Origin of the sequence: Ruegeria sp. HKCCD7296, from assembly GCF_013110775.1 — a bacterium.
Classification (GTDB): Bacteria; Pseudomonadota; Alphaproteobacteria; order Rhodobacterales; family Rhodobacteraceae; genus Ruegeria.
Genome location: NZ_WVRF01000013.1, coordinates 106,362 through 129,226, shown reverse-complemented (window position 1 = coordinate 129,226; position 22,865 = coordinate 106,362). Strand labels below are relative to the sequence as shown.

General features: G+C 52.9%; 19 protein-coding genes. 10 read left to right on the top strand and 9 right to left on the bottom strand.

Annotation, left to right across the window (positions count from 1 at the left end; genetic code table 11):
- Positions 1 to 29 precede the first annotated feature (29 nt).
- The 4 genes from GS632_RS16700 to GS632_RS16685 are packed head-to-tail and all read right to left on the bottom strand — an operon-like array spanning position 30 to position 5,737.
- Complete coding sequence (locus GS632_RS16700) at positions 30 to 1,409, bottom strand: aminotransferase (protein WP_170352669.1); 1,380 nt, start codon at positions 1,407 to 1,409, stop codon at positions 30 to 32.
- A gap of 13 nt (positions 1,410 to 1,422) precedes the next feature.
- The gene (locus tag GS632_RS16695; RefSeq protein ID WP_170352670.1) at positions 1,423 to 2,598 is read right to left on the bottom strand and encodes an aminomethyltransferase family protein; all 1,176 of its coding nucleotides are present in this window, start codon (positions 2,596 to 2,598) and stop codon (positions 1,423 to 1,425) included.
- The gene (locus GS632_RS16690) at positions 2,595 to 4,127 is read right to left on the bottom strand and encodes an NAD(P)/FAD-dependent oxidoreductase (RefSeq protein ID WP_170352671.1); all 1,533 of its coding nucleotides are present in this window, start codon (positions 4,125 to 4,127) and stop codon (positions 2,595 to 2,597) included. Before GS632_RS16690 ends, GS632_RS16695 begins: the two co-directional genes overlap by 4 nt.
- Positions 4,124 to 5,737 (bottom strand): phytoene desaturase family protein, encoded by a 1,614-nt coding sequence (locus GS632_RS16685; RefSeq protein WP_371810102.1) that lies wholly within the window; start codon positions 5,735 to 5,737, stop codon positions 4,124 to 4,126. Before GS632_RS16685 ends, GS632_RS16690 begins: the two co-directional genes overlap by 4 nt.
- A 163-nt stretch (positions 5,738 to 5,900) precedes the next feature.
- Here GS632_RS16685 and GS632_RS16680 point away from each other — a divergent pair, with 163 nt between their 5' ends.
- Both GS632_RS16680 and GS632_RS16675 read left to right on the top strand, forming a co-directional pair.
- Positions 5,901 to 6,539, top strand: a complete 639-nt coding sequence (locus tag GS632_RS16680; RefSeq protein ID WP_170352673.1) for a TetR family transcriptional regulator C-terminal domain-containing protein — start codon at positions 5,901 to 5,903, stop codon at positions 6,537 to 6,539.
- A 27-nt stretch (positions 6,540 to 6,566) separates the two neighbouring features.
- Positions 6,567 to 7,919 (top strand): MATE family efflux transporter, encoded by a 1,353-nt coding sequence (locus GS632_RS16675; protein ID WP_170352674.1) that lies wholly within the window; start codon positions 6,567 to 6,569, stop codon positions 7,917 to 7,919.
- 21 nt (positions 7,920 to 7,940) lie between these two features.
- On the opposite strand, the gene GS632_RS16670 is transcribed toward GS632_RS16675, so the two are convergent.
- On the bottom strand, positions 7,941 to 9,233 hold the full coding sequence (locus tag GS632_RS16670) for an FAD-binding oxidoreductase (protein WP_170352675.1): 1,293 nt from the start codon (positions 9,231 to 9,233) through the stop codon (positions 7,941 to 7,943).
- Between the two features lie 77 nt (positions 9,234 to 9,310).
- Between GS632_RS16670 and GS632_RS16665 the strand changes: the two genes are divergently transcribed.
- The 5 genes from GS632_RS16665 to GS632_RS16645 all read left to right on the top strand — a co-directional run bounded on the left by GS632_RS16665 (position 9,311) and on the right by GS632_RS16645 (position 13,933).
- On the top strand, positions 9,311 to 9,640 hold the full coding sequence (locus GS632_RS16665) for a DUF6614 family protein (RefSeq protein WP_170352676.1): 330 nt from the start codon (positions 9,311 to 9,313) through the stop codon (positions 9,638 to 9,640).
- A 172-nt stretch (positions 9,641 to 9,812) separates the two neighbouring features.
- The gene (locus tag GS632_RS16660; RefSeq protein ID WP_371809131.1) at positions 9,813 to 10,481 is read left to right on the top strand and encodes a TetR/AcrR family transcriptional regulator; all 669 of its coding nucleotides are present in this window, start codon (positions 9,813 to 9,815) and stop codon (positions 10,479 to 10,481) included.
- Positions 10,482 to 10,556: 75 nt separating this feature from the next.
- Positions 10,557 to 12,623: an FAD-dependent oxidoreductase gene (locus tag GS632_RS16655; RefSeq protein ID WP_170352678.1), complete on the top strand. Its 2,067-nt coding sequence runs from the start codon at positions 10,557 to 10,559 to the stop codon at positions 12,621 to 12,623.
- A gap of 55 nt (positions 12,624 to 12,678) precedes the next feature.
- Positions 12,679 to 13,131, top strand: coding sequence for a GNAT family N-acetyltransferase (locus tag GS632_RS16650; protein ID WP_170353132.1), 453 nt, complete (start codon positions 12,679 to 12,681; stop codon positions 13,129 to 13,131).
- 94 nt (positions 13,132 to 13,225) lie between these two features.
- On the top strand, positions 13,226 to 13,933 hold the full coding sequence (locus GS632_RS16645) for an IS6 family transposase (protein ID WP_171722218.1): 708 nt from the start codon (positions 13,226 to 13,228) through the stop codon (positions 13,931 to 13,933).
- A gap of 246 nt (positions 13,934 to 14,179) precedes the next feature.
- Here the strand turns inward: GS632_RS16645 and GS632_RS16640 are convergent, their stop codons facing one another.
- A complete protein-coding gene (locus tag GS632_RS16640) occupies positions 14,180 to 15,199 on the bottom strand; it encodes a hypothetical protein (RefSeq protein WP_171237306.1) in 1,020 nt (339 codons plus the stop codon).
- Positions 15,200 to 15,644: 445 nt separating this feature from the next.
- Between GS632_RS16640 and GS632_RS16635 the strand changes: the two genes are divergently transcribed.
- Positions 15,645 to 16,022, top strand: coding sequence for a nuclear transport factor 2 family protein (locus GS632_RS16635; RefSeq protein ID WP_171175016.1), 378 nt, complete (start codon positions 15,645 to 15,647; stop codon positions 16,020 to 16,022).
- Between the two features lie 88 nt (positions 16,023 to 16,110).
- Positions 16,111 to 16,956, top strand: coding sequence for a universal stress protein (locus tag GS632_RS16630; RefSeq protein ID WP_171722217.1), 846 nt, complete (start codon positions 16,111 to 16,113; stop codon positions 16,954 to 16,956).
- Positions 16,957 to 17,038: 82 nt separating this feature from the next.
- Here the strand turns inward: GS632_RS16630 and GS632_RS16625 are convergent, their stop codons facing one another.
- Positions 17,039 to 17,602, bottom strand: coding sequence for a flavodoxin domain-containing protein (locus tag GS632_RS16625; RefSeq protein WP_171722216.1), 564 nt, complete (start codon positions 17,600 to 17,602; stop codon positions 17,039 to 17,041).
- Between the two features lie 300 nt (positions 17,603 to 17,902).
- The gene (locus GS632_RS16620) at positions 17,903 to 19,087 is read right to left on the bottom strand and encodes a ferredoxin reductase family protein (protein ID WP_171237309.1); all 1,185 of its coding nucleotides are present in this window, start codon (positions 19,085 to 19,087) and stop codon (positions 17,903 to 17,905) included.
- A 564-nt stretch (positions 19,088 to 19,651) separates the two neighbouring features.
- On the opposite strand from GS632_RS16620, the gene GS632_RS16615 reads away from it, so the two are divergent.
- Positions 19,652 to 21,244 carry a trypsin-like peptidase domain-containing protein gene (locus tag GS632_RS16615; protein WP_171237310.1) on the top strand — a complete coding sequence of 531 codons (1,593 nt, stop codon included), beginning with the start codon at positions 19,652 to 19,654 and terminating at the stop codon, positions 21,242 to 21,244.
- Here the strand turns inward: GS632_RS16615 and GS632_RS16610 are convergent, their stop codons facing one another.
- Positions 21,245 to 22,861 (bottom strand): hypothetical protein, encoded by a 1,617-nt coding sequence (locus tag GS632_RS16610; RefSeq protein ID WP_171722214.1) that lies wholly within the window; start codon positions 22,859 to 22,861, stop codon positions 21,245 to 21,247.
- Positions 22,862 to 22,865 lie beyond the last annotated feature (4 nt).

Here is a 22,865-nt window from a genome sequence, read left to right as displayed (position 1 = left end):
ACTGGAACTTTGAATGGGCGCGATGACCGTTATGCGTCGTAGTCCTTGCTGACCTGCGCCATACCAGCTTCCATGATGTCGAACATTTCATCTATCTGCGACGGAGTTATGATCAGAGGGGGCGAGAACACGGCCATGTTTCCAAATGGTCGCAACAGGAGTCCCATCTCCTCGCACGCATCGTCCAGTTTCTGTCCAAACTTCACATGCGCTTCATAACTCTCGACGTTCAATTCAGGGCGACATTCTATGCACCCGAGGAGCCCGTCACCGCGCACATCCCCAACTATCGGAAACTTTTCCTTTATTTGATTTAGGCGGTCCTGGAAATGCGGTGTGACGCGTTGAACGTGTCCTAGGATGTCCTCGCGCTCCATGATTTCAATATTTTTAATGGCAGCCGCGCAGCTCACAGGGTGCCCGGAGTATGTGTAGCCGTTGTAGAAAACATCCTCTCCCGGTGCGTCTGAAATGCGTTTCACTACTGCGTCCGAGATTACGCAGGCACCTAGCGGCAGATAGCCCGAGGTTAAACCTTTTGCGCAGGTGATAATGTCAGGGACGATGCCAAAGACCTCTTCTGAGGCGAACCAATGGCCCAGCCTGCCAAAGCCGGTTACGACTTCATCCGAAATGTACAGAATGTCGTTTGCCCGGCAAATTTCGAGCGTGCGCTTGTGATAACCCGGAGGTGGAACGATCACGCCACCGGAACATAGGATCGGTTCCGCGATAAAGGCGGCAATACGGTTGGCGCCGACGTCAGCAATCAGGTTCTCAAGGTCCGCAACTTTGGCGTCGCACCAGGCATCAACACTCATGCCCTCTGGCCGGTGGTAGGGATTCACGTCGGGCAGAAAACGCACCAGATCCTGAGCTTTCTCAAAGCTCGTTTCGAAACGTTCTTTTCCAGTGACAGTCGCGGCGAGAAAGGTTGAGCCGTGGTAGCCTTTTTCCCGGCCGATCACGATCCTCTTCTCCGGTCGGCCAAGCCGTTTGTTCATGAAAAGTGCGGTCCGCAGTGCGGTGTCAACGGCCGTAGACCCACCGGTCGTGAAGTGCACCGTGTTCAGATCGCCTGGTGTACGTTCGGCGATCATTCGCGCCAAAACTGCCGCGGGTTCGGTCGTAAACGACCACGGCGACGCGTAGGGCATCTTCACAACCTGTTGGGAAATGGTATCAGCCATCTCTTGACGCCCATATCCGATCTGTGTGCACCACATTCCGCCAGGGCCATCGATATATCGCTTCCCGGCAGCATCCCAAAGGTAGATACCATCCGCTGTATTTACCCGCATGTACTCGTCAGACCCAAAGCCGTTGGTTCCGGCCCAAGGATGTAGGTGATGGTCGCGATCCCAAGCGACAAGGTCGCCGTCGGTTGGTGTATTACCCAGGGTGTTCACGTCTGCTTCTCCTTTAGGTGCGGGCCGGTGGCGTAGCTCGTGCGCGGGGCGGTGCGAAAAAGGCTTTGGTGACAGGAGTGAGGCGCGCCATCCTGGTGCGCCATTTGCCTTCTTGCAGAGTGTAAATCTCGGCCTTTAAGCCAGATGACCGGCCAGCATCCGGCATACGGACATGGGCCAACGCAATGCTGCGCTTGGCGGTCGGCGACCATATCCCGGATGTTATGTGCCCAACTTCTTTTTTGCGTCGATTGTAGATCAACGACCCTTCCGAGGGTTTGAATCCTTCGACATCGAAACGTAGGAGGAGGCTTCTTGGATTCTCTCGCTTGGACAGCAGCTCTCGCCGGCCATTGAAATGTCCTTTGTTGAAATCGACTAGCCGACCCAGACCAAGTTCGAAGGGTGTTTGGCCTCGGTGCAACCGTTCGGTCGCATGAACCGGTTGAAAATCCACACCTGCGGTCAGAAAACCGGCTTCGATGCGGGCCAAGTTTACAGCTTCGTATCCAATGGCGCGCAGTCCCTGATGTGTGCCGCCTTTCCAAATTCTGTCCCAAAGCGCTTCTGCCTTGTCCCAGTCGCACCAGAGCTCGTAACCTAAGTCACCAGTAAAACCCGTCCGCGAGATCATGAGACTGTGTTCAATTTGAGCGAGATCGAATGGCTTCAGCTTGCTGACATCTAAACCAGCGGCTTCCAAAACTGCATAAGAGGTCGGCCCTTGCAGCGAAAGTCCAGCAACACTGTGAGTTTCGTCGACGACCGAAACGTCAAAACCCCATGCAGCGTCGAGTAGCCATGTCAGCATTTGTTCCTGACAACAAAGGCGCCAATCGTTGTCGCCAAGATGGAAAAGAGTCCCGTCATCGATGATCATACCCTCTTCATCACACCAGACCGCGTACCCCACGCGACCAACGCTGATTTTTCGGACGTCCCGTGTCACGAGGCGATTGAGCATCGCGGTCGTGTCCGGCCCGGTCAATCGGTACTTGTGCATTGGTGAGATATCAAACAAAGAGGCCTGATTTCGCAGCGCGAAGTACTCGAACTCGACACTGTCCAGCACACCCGGGCCAGCATAACCGGCCCAATCGTACCAATTTTGTGCGCGATTTTGCTCTTCGAGTTTTTTGTGAAATGGCCCGGGTATCAAACCGAGTTTTGGATCGGTAAAGATGCTCATGGCAGAGCCTCCAGCGCCGCCAGGGCCGCATTGCGACCAGCGAGGCCCATGACGTCGCCACCGGGATGCGTTGCTGCACCGCATTGGAACAGCCCTTTCGGCCCCATGGAGTATCTGGACATCCCGTTCGTGGGCCGAAGTGTCAGGAGCTGGTCCAAAGACATTTCTGCATGGTGCCAGTGCCCGCCGGGCGCTCCGGTTGCGCTTTCGATTTTATCCGGTGTTATGACCTGCTTACCTGCAATTTGATCACCCAAGCCGGGCAGGGCGCGGCTAAGAGTTTCGACTGCAATTTCCGCAAGCTGTTCCTTTGCAGTCTCAGTCCAGCCGCCTTCAAGGTCAGATGGCGCATATTGCACTATGGTTGACAGCCAGCTTGCCCCGTCGGCTGTCTGCATTTTGAAAGCTTCAATCACAGGTGCTTTGGACATTTGACCATACTTAGCCGGATTGAACGCAGCTTCGACGTATTCCACAGAAGGAGCATAGATCAGACGTTCGTGTGCCAATTCGTCACTCAGGCTGGGCAGGGCGGAGCTATCCTTGAGCCGTAGATTGACCTTAGCCGTTGTTCCACGCGCCCGTATATTTCGCACTCGCCGCATCGTTTCGATGTCAAAGGCAGAGGGACCGGTCATTCGGCTTGTTAGTTTCGGGGCAAGGCTGCTGAGCACATTAGGCGCGGCAATGGTTCGTCCATCGGTGGTTTCCACTCCGGAGACTGCATCGTTGTCCAACAGAATGCGGGATACTTCAGTGTCCGGCATCAGCAGGCAACCTGCCTTTTGCGCAGCTTCCACCATCAAATCGGTTAACGCGCACATCCCGCCTGCTGGTTGAGTGATGGTCCCTCCGTGACCCAAACGATAGATCAGATTGAACACAGTGCCCGGAGATCTTGGACCAGTGGCTGTCCCCCAGATTGCATCAGCAGCAAGCATTCCAGCCACCGGTCCTTCCGACAGGTCATCTAGGATAATGTCGTGGACATTAGATAAGACGACCTGCAGGAAACGCCGCATTTCAGATTTGCCCAGCTTTTTCAGGTCTATGCCCAGTTTCGCCAGGCGCAAGAACTCGTTGAGCGCACCCCGGGAAAGGATGGCCTTTTGCCCCCCAGGAGGTGGAGCCTCGGCGAGTTGGCGCAAAAGGTCTCCATATGTAATCAGCTGGCGTGTCAGATCAGACCAGGCATCTGATTCCCGGTGTTTTGTCCCGTCGCTCCAATACACGCCGTCGTTCTTGAAGACGATGTGCCGCCCATCCTCAGACAGAGAGACCGTGGAGACGGGTTTGCTGGACAGGACAGGGTGTTGAATACCTATGCCGATGTCACCCAATGCCCGCGGGCTCAGGTTGTATAGCGAATGTGCAAGGGTCGGACCGCCGTCCACAGAATAAGACGCCATGCCGCCGAACCTGTCGGATTTCTCAATGATACAGACATTCTTGCCGCGTCGACCAAGGAGTGTTCCGGCAATCAGGCCGTTTACACCGCCGCCAACGACAATCGCATCAAATTGGCTCATGCGGCATACCCCTTCATTCGGCCATGCCGTGTTTCTTTTCTGAGAATAGCGCGGGCAGCGTTTGCACCTGGGGCCCCCATAACCCCTCCGCCGGGATGGGCGGACGACCCGCACAAATAAAGCCCCTTGATAGGTAAATTGTACTGCGACCAACCCGGGACGGGCCGATTGAAGAAAAGCTGATCAAAAGTCAGTTCGCCTTGGAAAATGTTGCCCTCTGTCAGACCGACCTCGCGCTCAATTTCTAATGGTGAGCGAACTTCCATATGAACAACGCGCTCGCGAATGTCGGGACACGCCACAGACATCTGGTCGAGTACAGTTTCTGCCATCGCGTTGCGCTGCTTTTCGTCCCAATTCTCGGCCGATTTAACGCCGTCGACTTCTAGGTCATAAGGCGCATATTGGACGAAAACCGTCATCATGTGGGCACCTGTCGGCGCCATAGTCGGATCAATCTGGCTAGGGATGAGCATGTCAATATAAGGCTTTTCCGACCAGCGCCCGACTTTCCAATCATCGTAGGCCTTTTCAAGTTCAAGGAGGCTCTGCGACACATGCAAATCACCCCTGAGGAAGCTGGTGTGCTCGGGTGCTGCAGGGAAATTTGGAAAGCGATCAAGTGCGATGTTGAGTTTCGCCGAAGATCCGCGAATTTTGAAGTTCCGCACCGCCTTGGTGAAGTCATCCGGCAACTCGGCCGCGTCAATATGGTGCAGAACAGTGCGTTTGATATCCATATTGGAGGCAACGACAGGGGCATAAAAAACCTTGCCGTCCTCGAGAGCTACACCTTCAACGCGTCCATCTTTGCTGAGGATTTTCTCAACCCCTGAACCTGTGTGAATCGTACCCCCGTGCTCTTTGAATGAGGCAGCAATCGCATTCGAAATCGCGCCCATCCCACCGCGCGCGAAACCCCAGGCACCGATGCCGCCATCAATGTCACCCATGTAGTGGTGCAGCAGAACGTAGGCTGTTCCGGGCGAATACACCCCGAGGCCGGTTCCGATAATACCTGAGCCTGCCAAATGGGCCTTAATCAGGTCGTTTTCGAAATGTTCATCCAAGAAGTCACCAATGGACATTGTCCAGAACTTCAGCGTTTCACCAAGCTCCCGACTGCCCAGACCATGTGCTTTTTTTACGAGGTATGCCAGTTCGCCGAGATCGCGCGGATGGAGAGAAGCGGGGTCCGGTGCGTCCCGAAGTAGAAAGGGACGGATAAAACGGCATTGCCGCATAATGGCTTGCGAATAGCGGCGATAGGCGTCGGCATCTTTTTCAGAATGACGTGCCATCTCACGCTTCAGTGCGTTGTGATCGGAATAGTAGGCGAAGTAATCCCCATCGCGTGTGAAGCTCGCGCCGCCTTCATACGGAATAACCTGAAGTCCGTATTTCGGAAGCTCGAGGTCCCTGGCAATCTCGCGCCGCAGAAGAGAGCAAACGTACGAGCAGTTGGAGTATGTCCAACCCTCGTGTAGCGACCGGCTGACTGCCGCGCCACCAATCCAGTCGTTCTTTTCGACCACCAAAACACGCATGCCAGCGCGCGCCAAATAGGCTGCGGCGGTTAATCCGTTGTGACCAGCGCCAGCCACAATCACATCGTATCTGTTATCAACTGTCAAATTGCTCCATCCCTTTCTCTTCCGTTTACAGATCGGGTGCGCGTTCGTAAAGTTTATTTGAGCGATCAAATAAACTTCAAGCTATTGACGCATCTTTTTTGCGCGCTGTAGATGGCTGCATTCGTAGGAGGAGCGGCAATTGGTCGAAGTTGAGCGGAAACGTCCTCGCAAAGAGCGGAAGGAGAACGCAGATCGTCGTCGCCGGCAGCTGCTGGACGCGGCTTGCCGCTCTATATTGACGCACGGGTTGGCAAAAACGACGCTTGCAACGGTGGCGTCTGAGGCTGAGCTTTCTCAGGGTGTCGCGGCGTTTTACTTCAAGTCAAAACTAGGTCTTCTGACAGAAACATTGCGCGACCTTTACCAGCGTTACGAAAAGCACTGGACAGCTTCTTTAGAGCGAGCAGGGGACAAGCCCGCCGAAAAGATAAGGGCTTTGATAAAAGCTGACTTCCACCCGGATGCCTGTGGTCCCGATGTCTTGCCCCTTTGGTATGCATTTTGGGGCGAGCTTCGATTTCAGCTGCAGTATGACGAAGTTGCCGAGCATTTTGAGACACGTCGAAGAGAGACTTTGAGATTGATCTGGAATGAACTGCTCTCAGCAGACGACGCTATATCAGCAGATCAAATGGCTGAATGGATGGAGACATTAACGGATGGCTATTGGCAACGATTGCATCTAGCTCCGGAAGGCCTGAGCCGAAAGCAGGCGGAGCAAGCTGCCTGGGGATGCCTTGTTCGTTTGGTTCCAGAATTACTTGGAGATACGGCTTAGTCAATTTCGACTGAAAGGCCCCACAATATGACGCGAGTTCGGATATCGCAGCGGCCTCGGCCATCCTGGGGCGCCATCTTAAAAGAGGCGCGTTACCTTGCGCGGCTTGCCTTTCCGATAGTCATTTCTCTTGCTGCTGCTGCTTTGATTGGCGTCGTTGACACAGTGATGGTGGCCCCGTTGGGCACACTTCCTCTGGCGGCGGTCTCAATTACGGCCTCGGTGCTGATCATTTTCTATTCAGCGCTCTACGGCTTTGTGTCCGCAATTGGTGTGCGTATGGCCGAAGCTTTTGGGAAAACAAGTGACCAAGGGTTGGCAGCAGCAACAAACGCCGGGGTTTTTGTTTCCCTAGTCGTGGGGTCAGTTGGCGCTGTTGCAATGATCTGCCTTAAGCCTGCTCTTTCTTGGATTGGGCAGCCGCCTGAAGTGGTCAGTCTAATTGGCGGGTATTGGATTGCGATGAGCCTTCTTTTGGTGCCCTTCACGGTTTTCTACACGCTTAAGGCTCTCTTTGACGCCATGAACCGTCCGTGGATTGGGGTTGGTCTTGCGTTTCTTGCGGTCGGTTTCAACATCCCTTCAAACTATGTTTTGATCCACGGAGTTGGTGGCTGGCCAGGTCTGGGTCTTGTTGGCGCCGGGATTGCAAGTCTGTTGTCTCAGATAGTGCCGTTGATCATGGCGCTCGTGATCATACGAGTATGGAAAAGAAAGAGAGGCCTTCTGAGGGCCGCGAGTTTCGACAGATCCGAGGTCAAAGCGCAGCTCAAAGAAGGATTCATTATCTCCGTTGGTTATCTGGGGGAGGGGGCCGCTTACGCAGTTGCCGGCCTTATGCTTGGTTGGTTCAGCGCCGCTGCGCTCGCCGCGCATCAAATCGTTTCTGCGGTCAGCGACGTAGTTTACATGGTGCCCTTGGGCGTTTCGATTGCAATTTCGATACGTGTAGCTCAGGCCATTGGCGCCAATGAAAAAGAAAGGCTGAAGCCGATAGTATTGGCATCGCTGTTGGTCATCGTTAGTTGGATGGCCGTTGTCGTTACTGGTATTTTGATTGGCCGCGCTCCTTTGGCCAATAGCCTCTCAGATGATCCAAAAGTTGTTTCTCTCGCGATATCGATGTTCCTTGTGATTGCTGCAATGCAGATCGCAGATGGCGTGCAGGGGACAATGCTGGGCGCTTTTCGGGGCATGATGGACAATCACGTTCCTGTTGCGATTACCCTGATTGCATATTGGCTCTTTGCATTGCCGCTTGGATATGCGCTGGGCTTTTGGCTTGGGTTCGGTCCCAACGGAGTTTGGATCGGATACGGCTCAGGTCTCTCTTTGGCGGCTATCGCGTTGACCTATCGCTTCTTCTCCCAAAACCGCTAAGCGGCGCTGTTTGCTGGCCTTCTAAAGGCCCAACTTGTCTAAGAGTTTCAGGCGCAGGATTTCCGCTTCGACCAGAGTCTCTTTCGCAAAGGAGAAAGGCAGTGGTCTGAGGGGGGTGACCGGAAATTCCAACTCGTCTGATTTGGTTCCACTCGCCCATTTAGCGAGGACGCGCCCCATTGTAGTAGCTATAGCAACGCCGCGCCCATTATATCCCAAACCTGTCATAATCCCCGGTGTGAGCTCATGCAGATGTGGATAGTGATCTCTCGTCAATGCAACAAAGCCGCCCCACTCGTATTCCCACTGAACTCCAGATAACTGGGGGAAAAGTTCAACAGAAATGCGTTTCAACCGCTCAATTTGTTCGAGAGTGGAATTGTCGTTGTATGTGCCGCGTCCTCCCATCAGAAAGCGACCTTCCGCGTCTTGCCTGAAGTACAGAAGCAGGCGTCGTGCGTCCGACAAAGCGTTGCCTTCTGGCAGAATTGACTGGCGGACATTGTCGGACAGGGGCGCCGTAGCGACTTGGACCGAGCGAACGGGCAAAACGGATTTAGCCAAGCGCGGATGCAGATCTCCAGAATAGGCGTTCGTACAGATCAGCACTTTTTCTGAGATAACCGCTCCTTTGGGAGTTTCAATCCGAAAGCGACCGGCCTCTGACAAAATCTGCTTGGCAGGCGTTCCACCGAAAATTTGCACGCCATTGCGGCGACCTGCTTCGGCCAGCCCAAGTGCATAGTTTAACGGGTGCAAAACACCGCCGCGGCGATCCAGAACGCCGCCAAGGTAAGCTTCAGTCCCGGTCAGTCGCTGCATTTCGCTTTGATCAAGCGATACCATACCCCCGCCGTGGTTGTCCCAATCCTCGGCTAGTTTGTGTAGTTCACTGAGTGTTTTTTTACTATGCGCCGCGCGCAGCCAGCCAGGACGATTTGCGTCGCACTCAATCCCGTGCCGAGTTATTAAGTCAAACACAAGATCGGCGGCGTCACCGGCCATTCGGATCATTCTGGTTCCCCAGATGTCACCAAATTTGGTTTTGATGCCCGTCGGCCCGTCCTTTAGGCCTACATTGATTTGACCGCCATTACGTCCAGAAGCTCCCCAGCCCGGATGATGCGCATCGATGACAACAGCTTTGACGCCTTTCTCGGCCAGGTGAAGTGCTGCCGAAAGCCCGGTAAACCCGGCGCCAATCACGGTCACGTCAGAGTGCTGTTCGCCAACCAATTGTGGACATTCTGACGAATAGCCTGCTGTTGCTGACCACAGGCTATTTGCAATGACTGGGTTTTCGTTTCGGATCATCTAGTGGCCTCGCGCTTGCCTTGTGGGGGGAACTACGTAGGTTTGGCTCGTGATACTTGCCGGATAGTATGTGACGAATGCCCAGACTTTTGAACCAATTCGAATTGAAACCAACCGTCGAGCTCGATGCATTCGAGCAGGCGTGGAACGCGTTTGTCGAACACTTGATCAAGACGGACCTTGCCGCCGAGGGTGCGCCTTTGTGCAGGCGCATCCCCGCAAGTGGTTACGATACCGACGAGCTGCGCAACCATACGCTTATGGCTGTTGTAGAGTTCAGGGATCAATCGCAGGCAGACGCGGCTTGGGCCGCCATTGAAGGCCGCGTTGAGCCTTTGGGGGCTTTGCATCGTAGAGTTATTTCTTTGGTGCACGATCCGGTTTTCACTTTTTGGTCGGAACTCTAGATCTGCGATTGCGTACGTCCGGATGTTTTCACATCATTTTCTCTTTTCCATTGAATGATCGTTCAATCAATGGCATCTATCGCTTAGATGTCAATCGTCCACACGCTGAGTGAGAACGGCTGTTGGGGGCAGGCAAGACAAAAGAAGTGCTTAGTAGATGGGATGCATTTTGGTGAGACAATCGCCAATCGAAAAAACAAACCCTGAGGGACGGCGTCGTACCGAGTCCAAGGAGGTAAGGAGACAACAACTCATCGATGCGACAATCGACTCGATTGCCGAAAACGGGATTGGTGGAACGACCATGTCCACAGTGACCGAGATTGCAGGTTTGTCATTGGGCATCGTCAACTTCCACTTCAAAAGTAAGCAGAACTTGCTGGAAGAAACGTTGCTGTTTCTAGCAAAGGAACACCACGAACAGTGGTTGGAAGCCTTTGACAATGCAGGATTGTCAGCGCCTGAAAAATTGTTGGCGATCGTCGATGCGCACTTTTACCCTCAGATTTGCACGCCAAAAAAGCTAGCTGTTTGGTTTGCGTTTTTTGGAGAGGCAGGACGGCGCGAAGTCTATCGCAGTCTGATCAATGACATCGATCAGGAGCGGTACGACGTAGCACTGAGACTGTGTTCAGAGATTGCTGAAGACGGTGGATACAAGGACATACCGCCAAGGCAAGTCGTCAATATTCTGGAATCTCTGTACGACGGAATCTGGTTGGAGCTTTTGACCTATCCCGAGAACTTTCAACGTTCGGTTGCCCGGGATCACATTGCCGCCTTTCTTGCCAAGGTCTACCCAGATCACTTTCGAATGCCCGCGTTCAAAAACGGTGGTTGAAACAGAGCGGCTTTCAAACCGGACACTCCAGACAAGATCAGCCAGCGCATGGCGCAGCCAACCAAGGATCAAAAAATGGATAGGGACCCTCGCTACGATATCCTTTTCGAACCGGTTCAAATCGGGCCAGTTACTGCGCCAAATCGGTTCTATCAGGTGCCGCACTGTACAGGTATGGGTTGGCAATATCCGCGTACTCTTGCTGCAATGCGAAAAGTGAAGGCGCAAGGGGGGTGGGGCGTCATATGCACAGAGTATAACTCGATCCACCCGTCGTCTGATGACCTACCGCATCCTTATGCTTCGCTTTGGGATGAAAGTGATGTTCGGGCGCACACCCTTATGACCGATGCCGTACACGAATACGGTAGCCTGGCAGGTGCTGAGCTTTGGTACGGAGGCGCCAACTCGAACAACTTGTTTTCCCGGTTGCCGAGCATGGACGTCGACAGCCGTCCCAATACGAAAGGGCACCCTTTTCAGACCCGTGCAATGGACAAGCAGGACATCCGGGATCTACGCCGCTGGCATCGAAAGGCCGCATTGAGGGCACGGGACGCTGGATTTGACGTTGTCTATGTCTATGCAACGCACGGATACCTGATCTCGAATTTTTTGCATCCGCGCGTGAATACGCGCGGTGACGAATATGGTGGCAACTTAGAAAATAGGGTGCGTCTCACCCGAGAATTGATTCAGGAAACCAAGGACGCCGTTGGCGACCGGTGCGCCGTGGCCGTTCGGTTCTCGGCTGACGAAGAGATCGGCGAGGATGGCCAGCCAATCTATGGTGAGCGACGAGAGATGTTTGAGATGCTCTCCGATCTTCCGGATTTGTGGGATATCAACATCGCAGATTACTCGGTTGAGATGGGTGTCTCCCGTTTTACTAAAGAAGCTGCTCTTGAACCCTATATGCATTGGGTCAAGTCCGTGACGGATAAGCCCGTCGTGACCGTTGGTCGCTTCACGTCACCTGATACCATGGTCTCGCAAGTCAGGCGGGGGATTACGGATTTCATTGGGGCTGCACGCCCCTCAATCGCTGATCCTTACCTTCCAAAGAAGATCGAAGAAGGACGCTTGTCCGCGATCCGCGAGTGTATCGGATGCAATGTTTGTTACGCCAGTGACTCGATAGGGGTACCTATTCGATGCACTCAGAACCCAACAATGGGAGAGGAGTGGCGCAAAGGCTGGCACCCTGAAATCATTCGTAAGAAATCCTCAGATGCGCGCGTCTTGATTGTCGGGGCAGGCGCTGCCGGACTGGAAGCGGCACGGGCACTTGGCGTGCGTGGGTATGATGTCCAATTGGCGGAAGCTACTCGTGAGTTGGGTGGCAGGGTCTCGCGCGAAGCGGCTCTGCCTGGAATGAGCGAGTACATTCGCGTCAAAGATTATCGCGAGCAGCAATTGATGGAGATGCCCAACGTTGAAATCTACCGTGAAAGCCCGCTGACAGTTGACGATATCTTGGCCGTCGATGCTGACCACGTTGCGATCGCAACCGGCGCGACTTGGCGAAAAGAGCATTTTGACGAAGAACGTTTCGCCCCGGTCGCAAAAGGGTCAGCCTTAGGTCGGGTCTTTACTCCCGATGACATCATGGATGGGAATCTTCCCATTGGACCAACGCTCGTTTTTGATGGTGATGGCTACTACATGGCCAGTGTTGTTGCTGAAAAAATCAGAACGCAGGGACATGCCGTCACGCTGGTCACACCGTTTGACAGTGTTTCTGACTGGGCAAGAAATACGTCCGAACGTTGGCGCATCAGAAGGCATTTGCTTCGCTTAGGGGTCGAGGTCCTGCCGTCAAAGTCGCTTAAGCAATTTGATGGCGAAATCGCAGAGTTGGAGTGCGCCTATGGCGGTCCAAATGTGAATGTTCCGGTTGCCAACATAGTGATGGTTACTGCTCGGAAGCCAAATGATGGTCTCTACAGGGGATTACTGGGGCGGGCGAGTTCCGAGGATTTGCCGTTCAGCCTTCGTCGCATAGGAGATTGCGACGCTCCGGCGATAATTGCGGCGGCGGTTTATTCAGGCCATCGATACGCGCAGGAATTGGACGAAGCAGTGGATGAGGACATTCCACTTAGACATGATCGTCTGGATGTCCGGCAGCAGCCGATTTGACTGCGCTGGACGATCTCGGTTGTACGCACTCAAGGGAACGCAGGAGAAATCACCCATGCCGGAAGGCTTAATCATCCGTCCGCTTGAATTGAAAGACAACGAAGAGTGGCGGCGCTTATGGACGGCATACTTGGATTTCTACGAGACCTCTGTCTCAGAAGAAGTCTACGAGGTTTCGTTCAACAGATTGTTGTCAACAGATGCAGGTGAATACAATTGCCTCATCGCTGAGTTAGAAGGGAAACCGGTTGGACTAGCGCACTACCTTTACCATAGGTTCATGTGGTCGGTGGAGGATACCTGTTATTTGATGGATCTCTTCGCTGATCAGCAGGTTAGAGGAAAAGGTGTTGGTCGAGCTCTAATCGAAACTGTCTTCCAGATCGCCAAGCAGGACGGTGTTCCGACCACCTACTGGACAACTCAAGAATTTAATTATCCCGGTCGAGTTCTGTACGACAAAGTCGCTAAGAGAACGCCATTTATAGTTTATGAAAAAGATGAATAATTGGTAGCGACTTGCCAGAAAAACTCGTCTTAGCGCTGGTCTTGTCAGAAGAACTTGTCTTGAGGCAGGCAGGACGGTTGCGTAGCTTTTGCCCATGACCAAACCTGCCTCTTTCAAGTACTTCAAAACCAGTCCCGAGGTCATCCGCCTTGCGGTGATGCTGTACATCCGTTTCCCGCTCTCGCTTCGAAATGTCGAAGATCTGTTGCACGAGCGAGGCATCGACGTGAGCCACGAAACCGTCCGATATTGGTGGAACAGGTTTGGTCCAATGTTTGCAGCTGAGATCCGACGGAAGCGTGTGCAGCAGCTGCGCGCGTTCTCGAAATGGAAGTGGCACGTGGACGAGGTTTTCGTAAAGGTGAATGGCAAGCGACATTATCTGTGGCGTGCAGTAGATCACGAAGGTGAAGTGCTGGAAGCAGTTGTCACCAAGCGCCGAAACAAGGCTGCAGCACTAAAATTCCTCAGGAAATTGATGAAACGGCACGGTTGCGCCAAGGAGGTCGTCACAGATCGCTTCGCTTCCTACAAGGCTGCGCTCAGAGAAATAGGCGCACTCGATAAACAACAGACGGGCAGGTGGCTCAACAACCGCGCCGAGAATTCACACCTGCCGTTTCGACGACGCGAACGCGCGATGCAGCGTTTCAGGCGCATGCGAAGTCTACAGAAATTCGCCTCCGTCCATTCCTCCGTCTACAATCACTTCAACCAGGAAAGATCGCTAGCCAGTCGAGACACCTTCAAGCTGACCCGCGCCGCCGCTCTTAGCGAGTGGCGTCAGCTTTGTTCCGGATAGGTTCGCGGTTTCCGCGGCAAACTGAGACTGGTTCGAATTCGTCTGACAGCACCCAGAACAGGTGCCTTTCGCAGCCTTCGCGCATGATTGAGCAATCGCTATTCAAGTAATTCAAAACCAGTCCAGAGCTTTTAAGGGTGATAATCTGGCTCCGGTATTGACCAGGTATTTCGGTTTGTTCGAAGAGGCTTAATGCTGCCTCGATGAACTGTCAGAGACCGGGTGGCATTCCTCCGACAACATGGATTAGACAGCAAGCGGAGCTATTCCACCTGCGAATGAAGCCAAAATTGGTGCAACGATTGCCAGCCCTGTGCGCAAGATCTCACCCACACCTTCTTTCAACCCGTGCGCGGTTTTCCAGTCTTCGATATCAAAGCTCTGTTTGTTCATTTCACCTTTGCTTACCATGAGGCTAAGGTTTTTAATCCTGCTATCCAAAATCAGTGCGACCGGAAGGTAGAAACTCAGCATAAGCAGACAAAAATAAGTTCCGGTAAATAGCGCGGATGCTGTGATGAGCGAGTTGTACGCGGCTTTTTCAGTTTCGGAGATCAAAGGCAGAGGCCAATACATCCAGCTCGACGCAAAGAACATTCCAAAGGTCAGAACCAGACTGGACAAGTATAGCTGCTGCCGCATCTGGTGAAGGCTTCTGGCTAGTTCTGCAGCTGTTTCTTCAACACTTTCGTGATCACTGCTCGCCAGGCACAGGATCATACCAACTATCAGTGAACCGACCGCAAGTCCGGCGAGCGCGTTGATGATATCCAACACCCGCATAAACATTGTAAAAACAGGTATCTCTCCGCACGTGCCCAAAAGCCATTGATCGTCAGGTTCTAAACACCCTGGCAGCGTTCCAAGTGACAGCGCCGTTTCGAAGACAGCTTTCCCGACCTGGTGGTAAATTCGAGGTGTGGCCGAAGTCAAATATTGTTCGATTGTTGGAACCACCGCTAGGGTGAATATGGCAAGTACCGTGGCAATCGCAGTAATTCTTGTTTGTTGCGCCATTGGTCTTGCCAAGTTGCGGACAAGCAGAGCCACTGCCAACACGGCAAGAGACGCAAAAAACCAAGACGCCGCAAGAAACCGAAATCGGCCAACGGCTTCCAGCCACGTAACTTCATCATTCAGTATTTCGAGCGGCACGTTCAAATCAGTTGCAATCAGATGATGGTGGATCAGCTCATGCAAGCCGAAAATCAAAACCGGCACCAATGCTATTGAAAAATAACGCAGTTCTACACGACTGTTAGACAAGTCCGACCTCTTGCGTTGCTGAAAGTAAAAAAGGAAACCATAGCACATATTGCTGCTGTCGGCACCGATCTCGGACTCAATTACCTGAGGGACCTTTGTTTCAGAGGCTAAAGGGAAACTTTTTTGCTCGCTTTTCAGCTCGAATTATTTGATTGGCGGTCTTGCCGGAGGAACTTGGATTGAGGCGGGCAGGGTGTCCGCAACCATTTCAATCGGAAAGGATCGTTCTGCAGCCGAGACACTTTCAAGCTGACTCGTGTCCCGCGATCACTTAGTGGCGCGGTCTTCGTGCGACCAAAAATTCAGCCGTTTTGCCCTAATTGAGCCTAGTTCGCGTTCGTCTGGCAGCACCCACGTGACAGCTCCGTCGATAAGCTCATTGATCCTTGTCAAGATTGGCGGGGTCAACGCGTGTTACAGTGTGTGCCAAAGCAATGAGGTGGATATGGAAGACTTAGTTGAAATCGGAAGATCATTCGTTCAGGCCATGCGTGAGCGCAGGGGCCTTGCAAGTGTTGATGAAATGTATGCCGAAAATGCACAGTCGATAGAGGCAGTTGTGCCTCCTGTTCGACAATTTCGCGTTACAAAGGGCCGGGAAGGCATCAAGGGAAAAAGAGAAGATTGGTTGGCATCGCACGAAATACAAGAACTCGACGTGGATGGTCCTTACGTCCACCCACCCAACCGTTTTGGAGTGCGGTTCAGGGCTGAAGTGGTTCAGAAGGCCACGGGTGAGCATATAACCTTGCGTGAGATAGCGGTGTATTCAGTGGCAGAAGGCAAGATCGTTCTCGAAGAGTTCTTCATGATGCCGAAGTAAGAAGAACGATCGGCAATATTGCCTCTGTGTTGATTGAAATAGCGCGTTCAACCCCTGAGCGTTGTGAAGCCTAGTACGGAGGCCAAGGATGCAACACAGAACTTCGACGTATTATCTGGGAGTTAATACGGACGATGAGCGCATTTTGGAATGTGCCGAAGCAGCACGTATCCAGAACGGTCATTTGACGTGTATTTTGGTTGCCGCTTTACCCAACCTACCTTACCTAAAGTATGGCTCAAACAGGTTCGTTGAGGCCGGCCTTCCTTCAAACTGGTTGGATCTTCTGAAGGCTAAAAACGTAGCCTTAAAGTCTCGAGCTGCTGAGGTTGAAGCGCTTCTGGAGCGACAAGGTGTGTCGGCAAAAGTAATCGCCTTTATCGGATCTGGATTAGAGTTACAGCACCTTGTGGCACAGCAAGCCAATAGTTCGGATATCGCTTTTCTAGACGCCGAATTGAGAAAAGACCCCGACTTGTTTCATAGGATTGCGTGCGGAGTACTGTTCTACTCACCAATCGCCTTGATGGTAAATGGGGATCCGTTTGTCCGGCGCGACTGCATTTTTCTGGCATGGAATGATGGCTTGCCTGCCTCTAGGGCTGCGCATTTAGCTTTACCCTTTCTTCGGGTAACCAGCAAAGTTGTGATTGGGTGTTTTGATTTGCCGCCGCCTGATGACGTAGAAGGACAAGTGCGCGGAACTGACATTGCTGGATGGCTCAGCCATCATTGTTGCAACGTGACCGTGTCGCAGTTCCCGCGTGGCGGGAATTCAATCGAACACTGCATTCAAACGCGCGCGCGCGAAATGGGGGCCGACCTGGTTGTGATGGGCGCTTATGGGCATTCCTATATGCGTGAATCAATTTTTGGAGGAACGACGCAAGCAATGTTAGAGCAGACTGGCATACCAGTGCTTTTCGGACACTGAAAATACAAGCCGACGACTGAAATTTAGCTGGGCACCATAGCTTGCAGTCTTTTTTTGTGAAATGCGGGGCAGTTGATGTTCTTTAAGACTTAACCTGCGATTGGTGCTGCTCTGCCTGGCCTTTTTCACTCAGGAAATCCAACACAATTGACGTGAGTTCCTCCCAATCAGTGAATTCCCGCGCCCCATCTCGTGGATCGATTTTCCGCCCCAGCAAAACAACGTGTCGGAGGATTTCTCTCTCAAAGTACCCATAGTTTTCGGGCCTCACCGCACCCGCAATCAAAGCGGTAGCGTCAGGTTGGAAACCTGTTCGCAACAGCATTTCGGTAAGATAGTCGCGCGCTTCTTCACGACCCGAAGCAAATGCTGCTTTCAGACCAACGGACAGCACAAGAGATTTTCGTTTCTCTAAGGTATCCCTGTGTGAGGAGATAAAAGCCTCGAATGACTCGGGGTGCCGTCGCTCGTGGACAGGAGCCAGAAGAATGACCTTGACCACATCACCCAGTGACACGCGGTCGGACATTTTGTCGGTATTGACCAGATTTGTGTTGAAACCGGCTTCCTTGGCAATTTTACCGACGAACCGCGCGATCTTTGCGGTCTGACCTTCGACTGTAGCGAAGGCTATGAGTACGGTCATTCCGATCCTCCCATAAATCGGCCTGAATAGATCCTAGAATATGAATGAATGGTGCGTGTTTGCCCTTGATCTCAATCAAAAGCGTTTTCCGGATCAATGAGGTGGTGTTGTGGCACATTTTTTCTGCGCTCAGTACGGCGTGAACAAAGACGCTTTGTGATGGCTTAGTTCAGCCACTCAACGCTAAATGGTCTGCTTTGCTATCGCAGAGAAAAGGCCAAAACAGCGAAGCAAATTAAAGTATTGATGACCCAGAAAGCCAATCTTAATCGTCGCCGCGCAGTTTGGTTTCTGAACCGATCAATCATAGTCGAACCTTTCGGACAGAATCCGCTCTGACGAAGCTCCTCGGGCGATCAGGTGTTCTTCGACACTGTCCATCATTGCAGTTGGGCCGCAGAGCACAAACAGCCAGTTCTCAAAATGCTCCGCGGACAAGTTGCGGTCCAAAAGAGGACCGTCGATCAAACCTGTTTCTCCTTGCCAATCCTTTGGGGGTTCGGAAAGAACAAACACCGCGTCCTCTTTGGACAGCTCCTGGCGATAAACAATCTGTTCCTCGGCCCGGTTGCCATAGATGAGCTTTAGATCGTGTTGTGTTCCGTTAAGCCTGACTTGACGCAGAATGCTCAGCATCGGTGCTATCCCGACACCACCTGCGATCAGAACGACGCCTTTCTCAGGCTTGTTTTTAATCGACAAGTTTCCGTGAGGGGCGTCCAGATATGCGTGGGTCTGCAAAGTGATCTGTCCGAGATTGCGTGTGAAATCCCCAAGCTCTTTTATGACAAATGAAACTTCGGGGCCGTCGGCTGGTGCTGAACTGATTGAAAATGGGTTCTCGTTTAACGAGAAAGCACTGTGGCCGACGTTGAGCCAGGCAAACTGACCTGCTTCGAAGGTTATTCCTTTGTGACCATCGGGCTTGAGGCGCAATTCCCATTGCCTCGGTGTCAGTCGAGACACAGAAGTGACGCGCCACGGTTTTTTCCTCTGACGCAAAGGGCGAACGAGATAGACATATAAAAGAGTTCCCACCGCAACACTGCTCAGTGCCAGCCAGAAATAGGTCAGTGACGGATGTCCGCCGTAGCGTCCGGCATACACCGTATGGTGCAAAAGCAAGCAGGCCAGCACTAAGGCGCCCAGCCCGTGCAAGAAGCGCCATGTCTCGTACTTGTATTCAAGGGATTTGCGCGCAATCGCCGAGACGACCAGTATGAACAGCACGAAGTAAGCCCCGATACCCGATGCAAGGGTGGAAAGGTCGGTTGTAATCGTCAGTTGATGCGTCACGTCCCATGGGCGGTGTCCACCAGTGGGTGTACCCTGATAAAGAAGCGGATGTATCAACGCAAAGCCCAATGCGGTGCGCGCCATCAGTTGATGCACTCGCATTGTCACATCCATACCCAAACTGGAAGAAATGAATCTAAACCTTCCAGACAACAGGAATTCCACCAGGATTATTGAAAAAGCAATCATTCCAAGTCCGGAAGCAAGCTCTTGATGAAAGGACCGCGGGGACCAGCCCAAAAAACCAGAAATACCCAATGGGGCTAGGATCAGCAAAACGTAGACCAGTACCAAGAACGGCCATTTCATACGGATTTGCTCCGCGGTTCTATAAGTGGGCAACTCGAACTCATTAAATTCAAACGGTAGGCGGACCTGTGAATCCGATCAAGACTTCTGAAATTATTCGTTCCTGTGGGGCGACGGGGCTGTCTGTTGGCGGGTTGTTCTTCATTCATCAAGCCCGGTAGGTGCGCTCAATGCCAAGAGTGATTGCTTGCACAAGATCAAGGTCTGAGACGGTGTTCGCTGCCGCAGTGTTGTGCGCGAAATCGAACCAAGGAGAGACGGCGCAGAGGGTTGGCCATCGGTAAATTCTCTTTGAGTTGCGGTCCGGAAGCAAGGACTGGAATGAACTTGGTCAGAGATTGCAAGAGTCTAATTAGATTGGAAAAATTTATTGCGCGAGCGGTACGATGAGTTTCGTGCTGAGGCGTGTTAGAATGCGTACACGCGTCAAGAGAGGTGGTCGAAATGCGCAAGCCGGGCGAGAATGGTGTCGCGCCCTCGAGTACTGTTGACAGAAGGGAAGTGCGGGCTTTCTTAGAGAGCCTCACTGGACCATCGCGTGGTAACGTAAACTGGCTTGCTGACAATGCTCTGACCGTATCTGTTGGTGAAGGCAGAGCGTTAAGCGTTCGCCCCAAAGACGACCTGCCCCCGCATGATAACGATATCGCCACCCTTCAATGGGCAGATGACGGATATGCGATAACCGTGTCAGCGGGACGAAATGTGTGGGTGAACGGGCAAGAAATCTCTTCAACGCTGCTTGTTCATGGCGACATGATCGAGTTCGGCGAAAAAGGTCCGATGTCTCGGTACAGGTTGTGCAATCACTCGTATCCTGTTCGCCATTCGGTTGAAGATATCCTCAGTGATGCATACGCCTATACTCGTACTAGCCGGCGACCGTTCGCCAAGAAAATGTCTGGCGCGTTGCGCGACAGCGGGCGTCGGCTTGTGTCCCAGACCACATTTCTGTTCAGGATCACAGTCGTAGCTGCGCTGCTTGTGATCTTAGGCTTTGGGTTCCTGCTTTACCAAAACGACAGACGCTTGGCGGACAGCATCGAACAGGAATCCCGTAAGATCGAAGCGGTTGCAATTATGCTTGCACAGACTCGGGAAGACGCACTCACGCCCAAGGATTTGGCCTCGTTGCGAGAAGCATTCGAAAGCCAAGTTTTGTCGGCTGAGCAGCGATTAGGGACGTTGGAACACAGAGCAGGAGCGCCAACCCGAGTGATCGCAGCTTCGACTCGATCCGTCGCTTTTATTCAGGGCGCTTATGGGTTGCGGCACTTGGAAAGCGGGAAGCTTTTGCGGCATGTATTGGGGCCGAACGGAGAAAAGCTGAAAACCCCTTTAGGCCAGCCTTTGATTGAACCGGGTGCGATGGGCGAACCCGCTGAATTTCAGTTCACCGGCACCGGCTTTCTGTTGGAAGGGGTTCCGTTAATGGCCACCAATCGTCATGTCGCTTTACCTTGGACTTCGGGAGACAGAGAGCAAACTCTGAAAGACGCGGGCCTTAGGGCAGAAATGTTGAGGTTGTTGGCCTATCTGCCGGATCAAGCTGAACCAATAGACGCTCAATTGGAAAGGTTCAGTGAAATGGCAGACTTGGCGATATTGGCAGTTGATCCAGGTAAGGTACACGGCTTGGGGATGCCGTTGGCAGATGCCGCTCCGCAGGCCGGAGAAGAACTGTACTTGCTGGGATACCCAACAGGTTTAAAGGCTTTGATCGCCCAAGCGGGGCCGGGCTTTTTGGAAACGCTTGAGAAAGATGGAACCCTGAATTTCTGGTCCATAGCGTCTCAGCTGTCTGCGCAAAGCAAAATCCAACCCCTCGCCAGCCGGGGGATCGTTGCGCGGACCAGCTCGGGTGCCATCGTCTATGATGCTGAAACCACAACCGGCGGAAGCGGAGGGCCTGCGCTCAATCGGCGAGGAGAGGTCGTTGCCATCAACGCCGCGATCCTGCCTGAGTTTGGGGGTTCGAATATTGGTGTTCCAGTGGCACATCTCGAAGCTTTGCTGAGAGAGGTCGAAAGCCAGTAATCACTCGCTCGTTTGGAAGCGAGAGCTTTGAACAAAGAACACTGTCACCAGCGGAACGATCACTGAGATCAACGCGACTGAGATCAGCAAGTATCCAAGCTGACTGTAGTCTGCGGTAGAGGTGACAGCGCCAGTTTCTGGATTTGTGACAGCGCGAGTGACGATAAATTTTTGGTTGAGGTATTTGGTGCTGAGACTGCTTGCCGACAATGCCATGTTGGTAAACGATGCCATCACCGCAAAGAAGGTCGCCTTTAACTGAACGGGAGCATTGCGCGCGATCCAAGCCAACATCGGGACCATGGCGATCTGTCCGAGTGGAGACTCAACTGCGGTGTCGAGAATGGCAATAAATCTTGCGTCTACAATTCCGCCGGTTCGCTCCGCTGTCCATTCATGAATGCCGTAGTAGAGAGCAAGGTTAGGCAGGGCGAGTATGCCTGCGGCGATTGTCAGCAATATCACTACATGCGCAATCGAGCGGTTGGCCATGAAGGGGCGCAAAACGATTAATCCGAGCAAAGCCAGCAGTGACGTTAACAAAGCCAAGATTGCAAGGAACTGTTCATCGAACCCCAGTTCATCGATTTCGAACCAAGTCAGACCAGGCCCAGGGAGAGGCACAGCGCGAAACACAAAAATGATTATGGCCGTTCCAATCAGAGCCTTGGCCTGAGCCGGTTCCAACTCTTTCAGCAGACGCGACATGAGGTACAGGATCACCGTCAGGGAAACGGCAAAGACTGTTTCTTGCGCAAATTCGAAGTCCGCGGTTCCCAGTACAATGCTGAGAACAACGAATGCGAGGCCGCCGAGTAATATGGACCACTTGACTTCGGTGGCGTCCTCTGGCGCGTGTGTCGGGTGGCCCCGCCGGATGCGCTGCCGCTGTATCAAGCTGTGAAGAACAACGCCGCTCACGGACAATACCGGGATTGCCAGCGCTATCAGGTAAACCTGGCTATAAAGCGCAAGGCGCTCGGATTTTTGAAGGTTTTCTGTTCCAGAGAAAATCCAGATGTTCACAGCCGCAACCGCCGCAAACCCGGAAATGATCGCGACTCTGCCCAGAGTTTGCATTGTTGTGTGCTGTGCACGGGTTTCTTCAGGCGTAAACGGTTGGCCGTGCTGGTCAACCTTTGGAACCGCCTCGACCGTCATGGCGTCAGCAACGACATCCTGAATGGCATAGCCCGAGGGTGCCAACAGCAGCGCAACAACATACCAGTCTTCCAGCGGCATCGTGGAGGCCATCTGCGCGGGTGCTACCACGAGCCGGTACATGATGAGCAACGATAACGCGATGAGGGACGCGCCAAACAGGATCAGCAGGGATTTCCAGCGCCAAAACAGGTCCACGACATGACCAAGCGGCATTTTAAGAATCCACGGGATACCCGCCCAAAACGCGAGCCCTGCAACGAATGAGGCGGACAAGTTGAGATAGTCTTTCAGAAAAAAGGCTCCGACGACCGAGGTCAGCCCTGATACACCCGCCGCGAAGTAGACCATCAAAGGCGGCAGATAGGACCATTGCAGTTGCTGAGCCAGATCCACGAAGGTTCTGTGCCACCAGACTGAAAGGCGCAATCCTATGGACGGTCGACTGGTAGTCATATGG

Coding starts and splice junctions, on each gene's coding strand:
- GS632_RS16615 (WP_171237310.1), top strand. CDS start 19,652: ATGCGCAAGCCGGGCGAGAATGGTGTCGCGCCCTCGAGTACTGTTGAC.
- GS632_RS16635 (WP_171175016.1), top strand. CDS start 15,645: ATGGAAGACTTAGTTGAAATCGGAAGATCATTCGTTCAGGCCATGCGT.
- GS632_RS16630 (WP_171722217.1), top strand. CDS start 16,111: ATGCAACACAGAACTTCGACGTATTATCTGGGAGTTAATACGGACGAT.
- GS632_RS16645 (WP_171722218.1), top strand. CDS start 13,226: ATGACCAAACCTGCCTCTTTCAAGTACTTCAAAACCAGTCCCGAGGTC.
- GS632_RS16690 (WP_170352671.1), bottom strand. CDS start 4,127: ATGAGCCAATTTGATGCGATTGTCGTTGGCGGCGGTGTAAACGGCCTG.
- GS632_RS16625 (WP_171722216.1), bottom strand. CDS start 17,602: ATGACCGTACTCATAGCCTTCGCTACAGTCGAAGGTCAGACCGCAAAG.
- GS632_RS16675 (WP_170352674.1), top strand. CDS start 6,567: ATGACGCGAGTTCGGATATCGCAGCGGCCTCGGCCATCCTGGGGCGCC.
- GS632_RS16670 (WP_170352675.1), bottom strand. CDS start 9,233: ATGATCCGAAACGAAAACCCAGTCATTGCAAATAGCCTGTGGTCAGCA.
- GS632_RS16665 (WP_170352676.1), top strand. CDS start 9,311: ATGCCCAGACTTTTGAACCAATTCGAATTGAAACCAACCGTCGAGCTC.
- GS632_RS16650 (WP_170353132.1), top strand. CDS start 12,679: ATGCCGGAAGGCTTAATCATCCGTCCGCTTGAATTGAAAGACAACGAA.
- GS632_RS16695 (WP_170352670.1), bottom strand. CDS start 2,598: ATGAGCATCTTTACCGATCCAAAACTCGGTTTGATACCCGGGCCATTT.
- GS632_RS16620 (WP_171237309.1), bottom strand. CDS start 19,087: ATGATTGCTTTTTCAATAATCCTGGTGGAATTCCTGTTGTCTGGAAGG.
- GS632_RS16655 (WP_170352678.1), top strand. CDS start 10,557: ATGGATAGGGACCCTCGCTACGATATCCTTTTCGAACCGGTTCAAATC.
- GS632_RS16610 (WP_171722214.1), bottom strand. CDS start 22,861: ATGACTACCAGTCGACCGTCCATAGGATTGCGCCTTTCAGTCTGGTGG.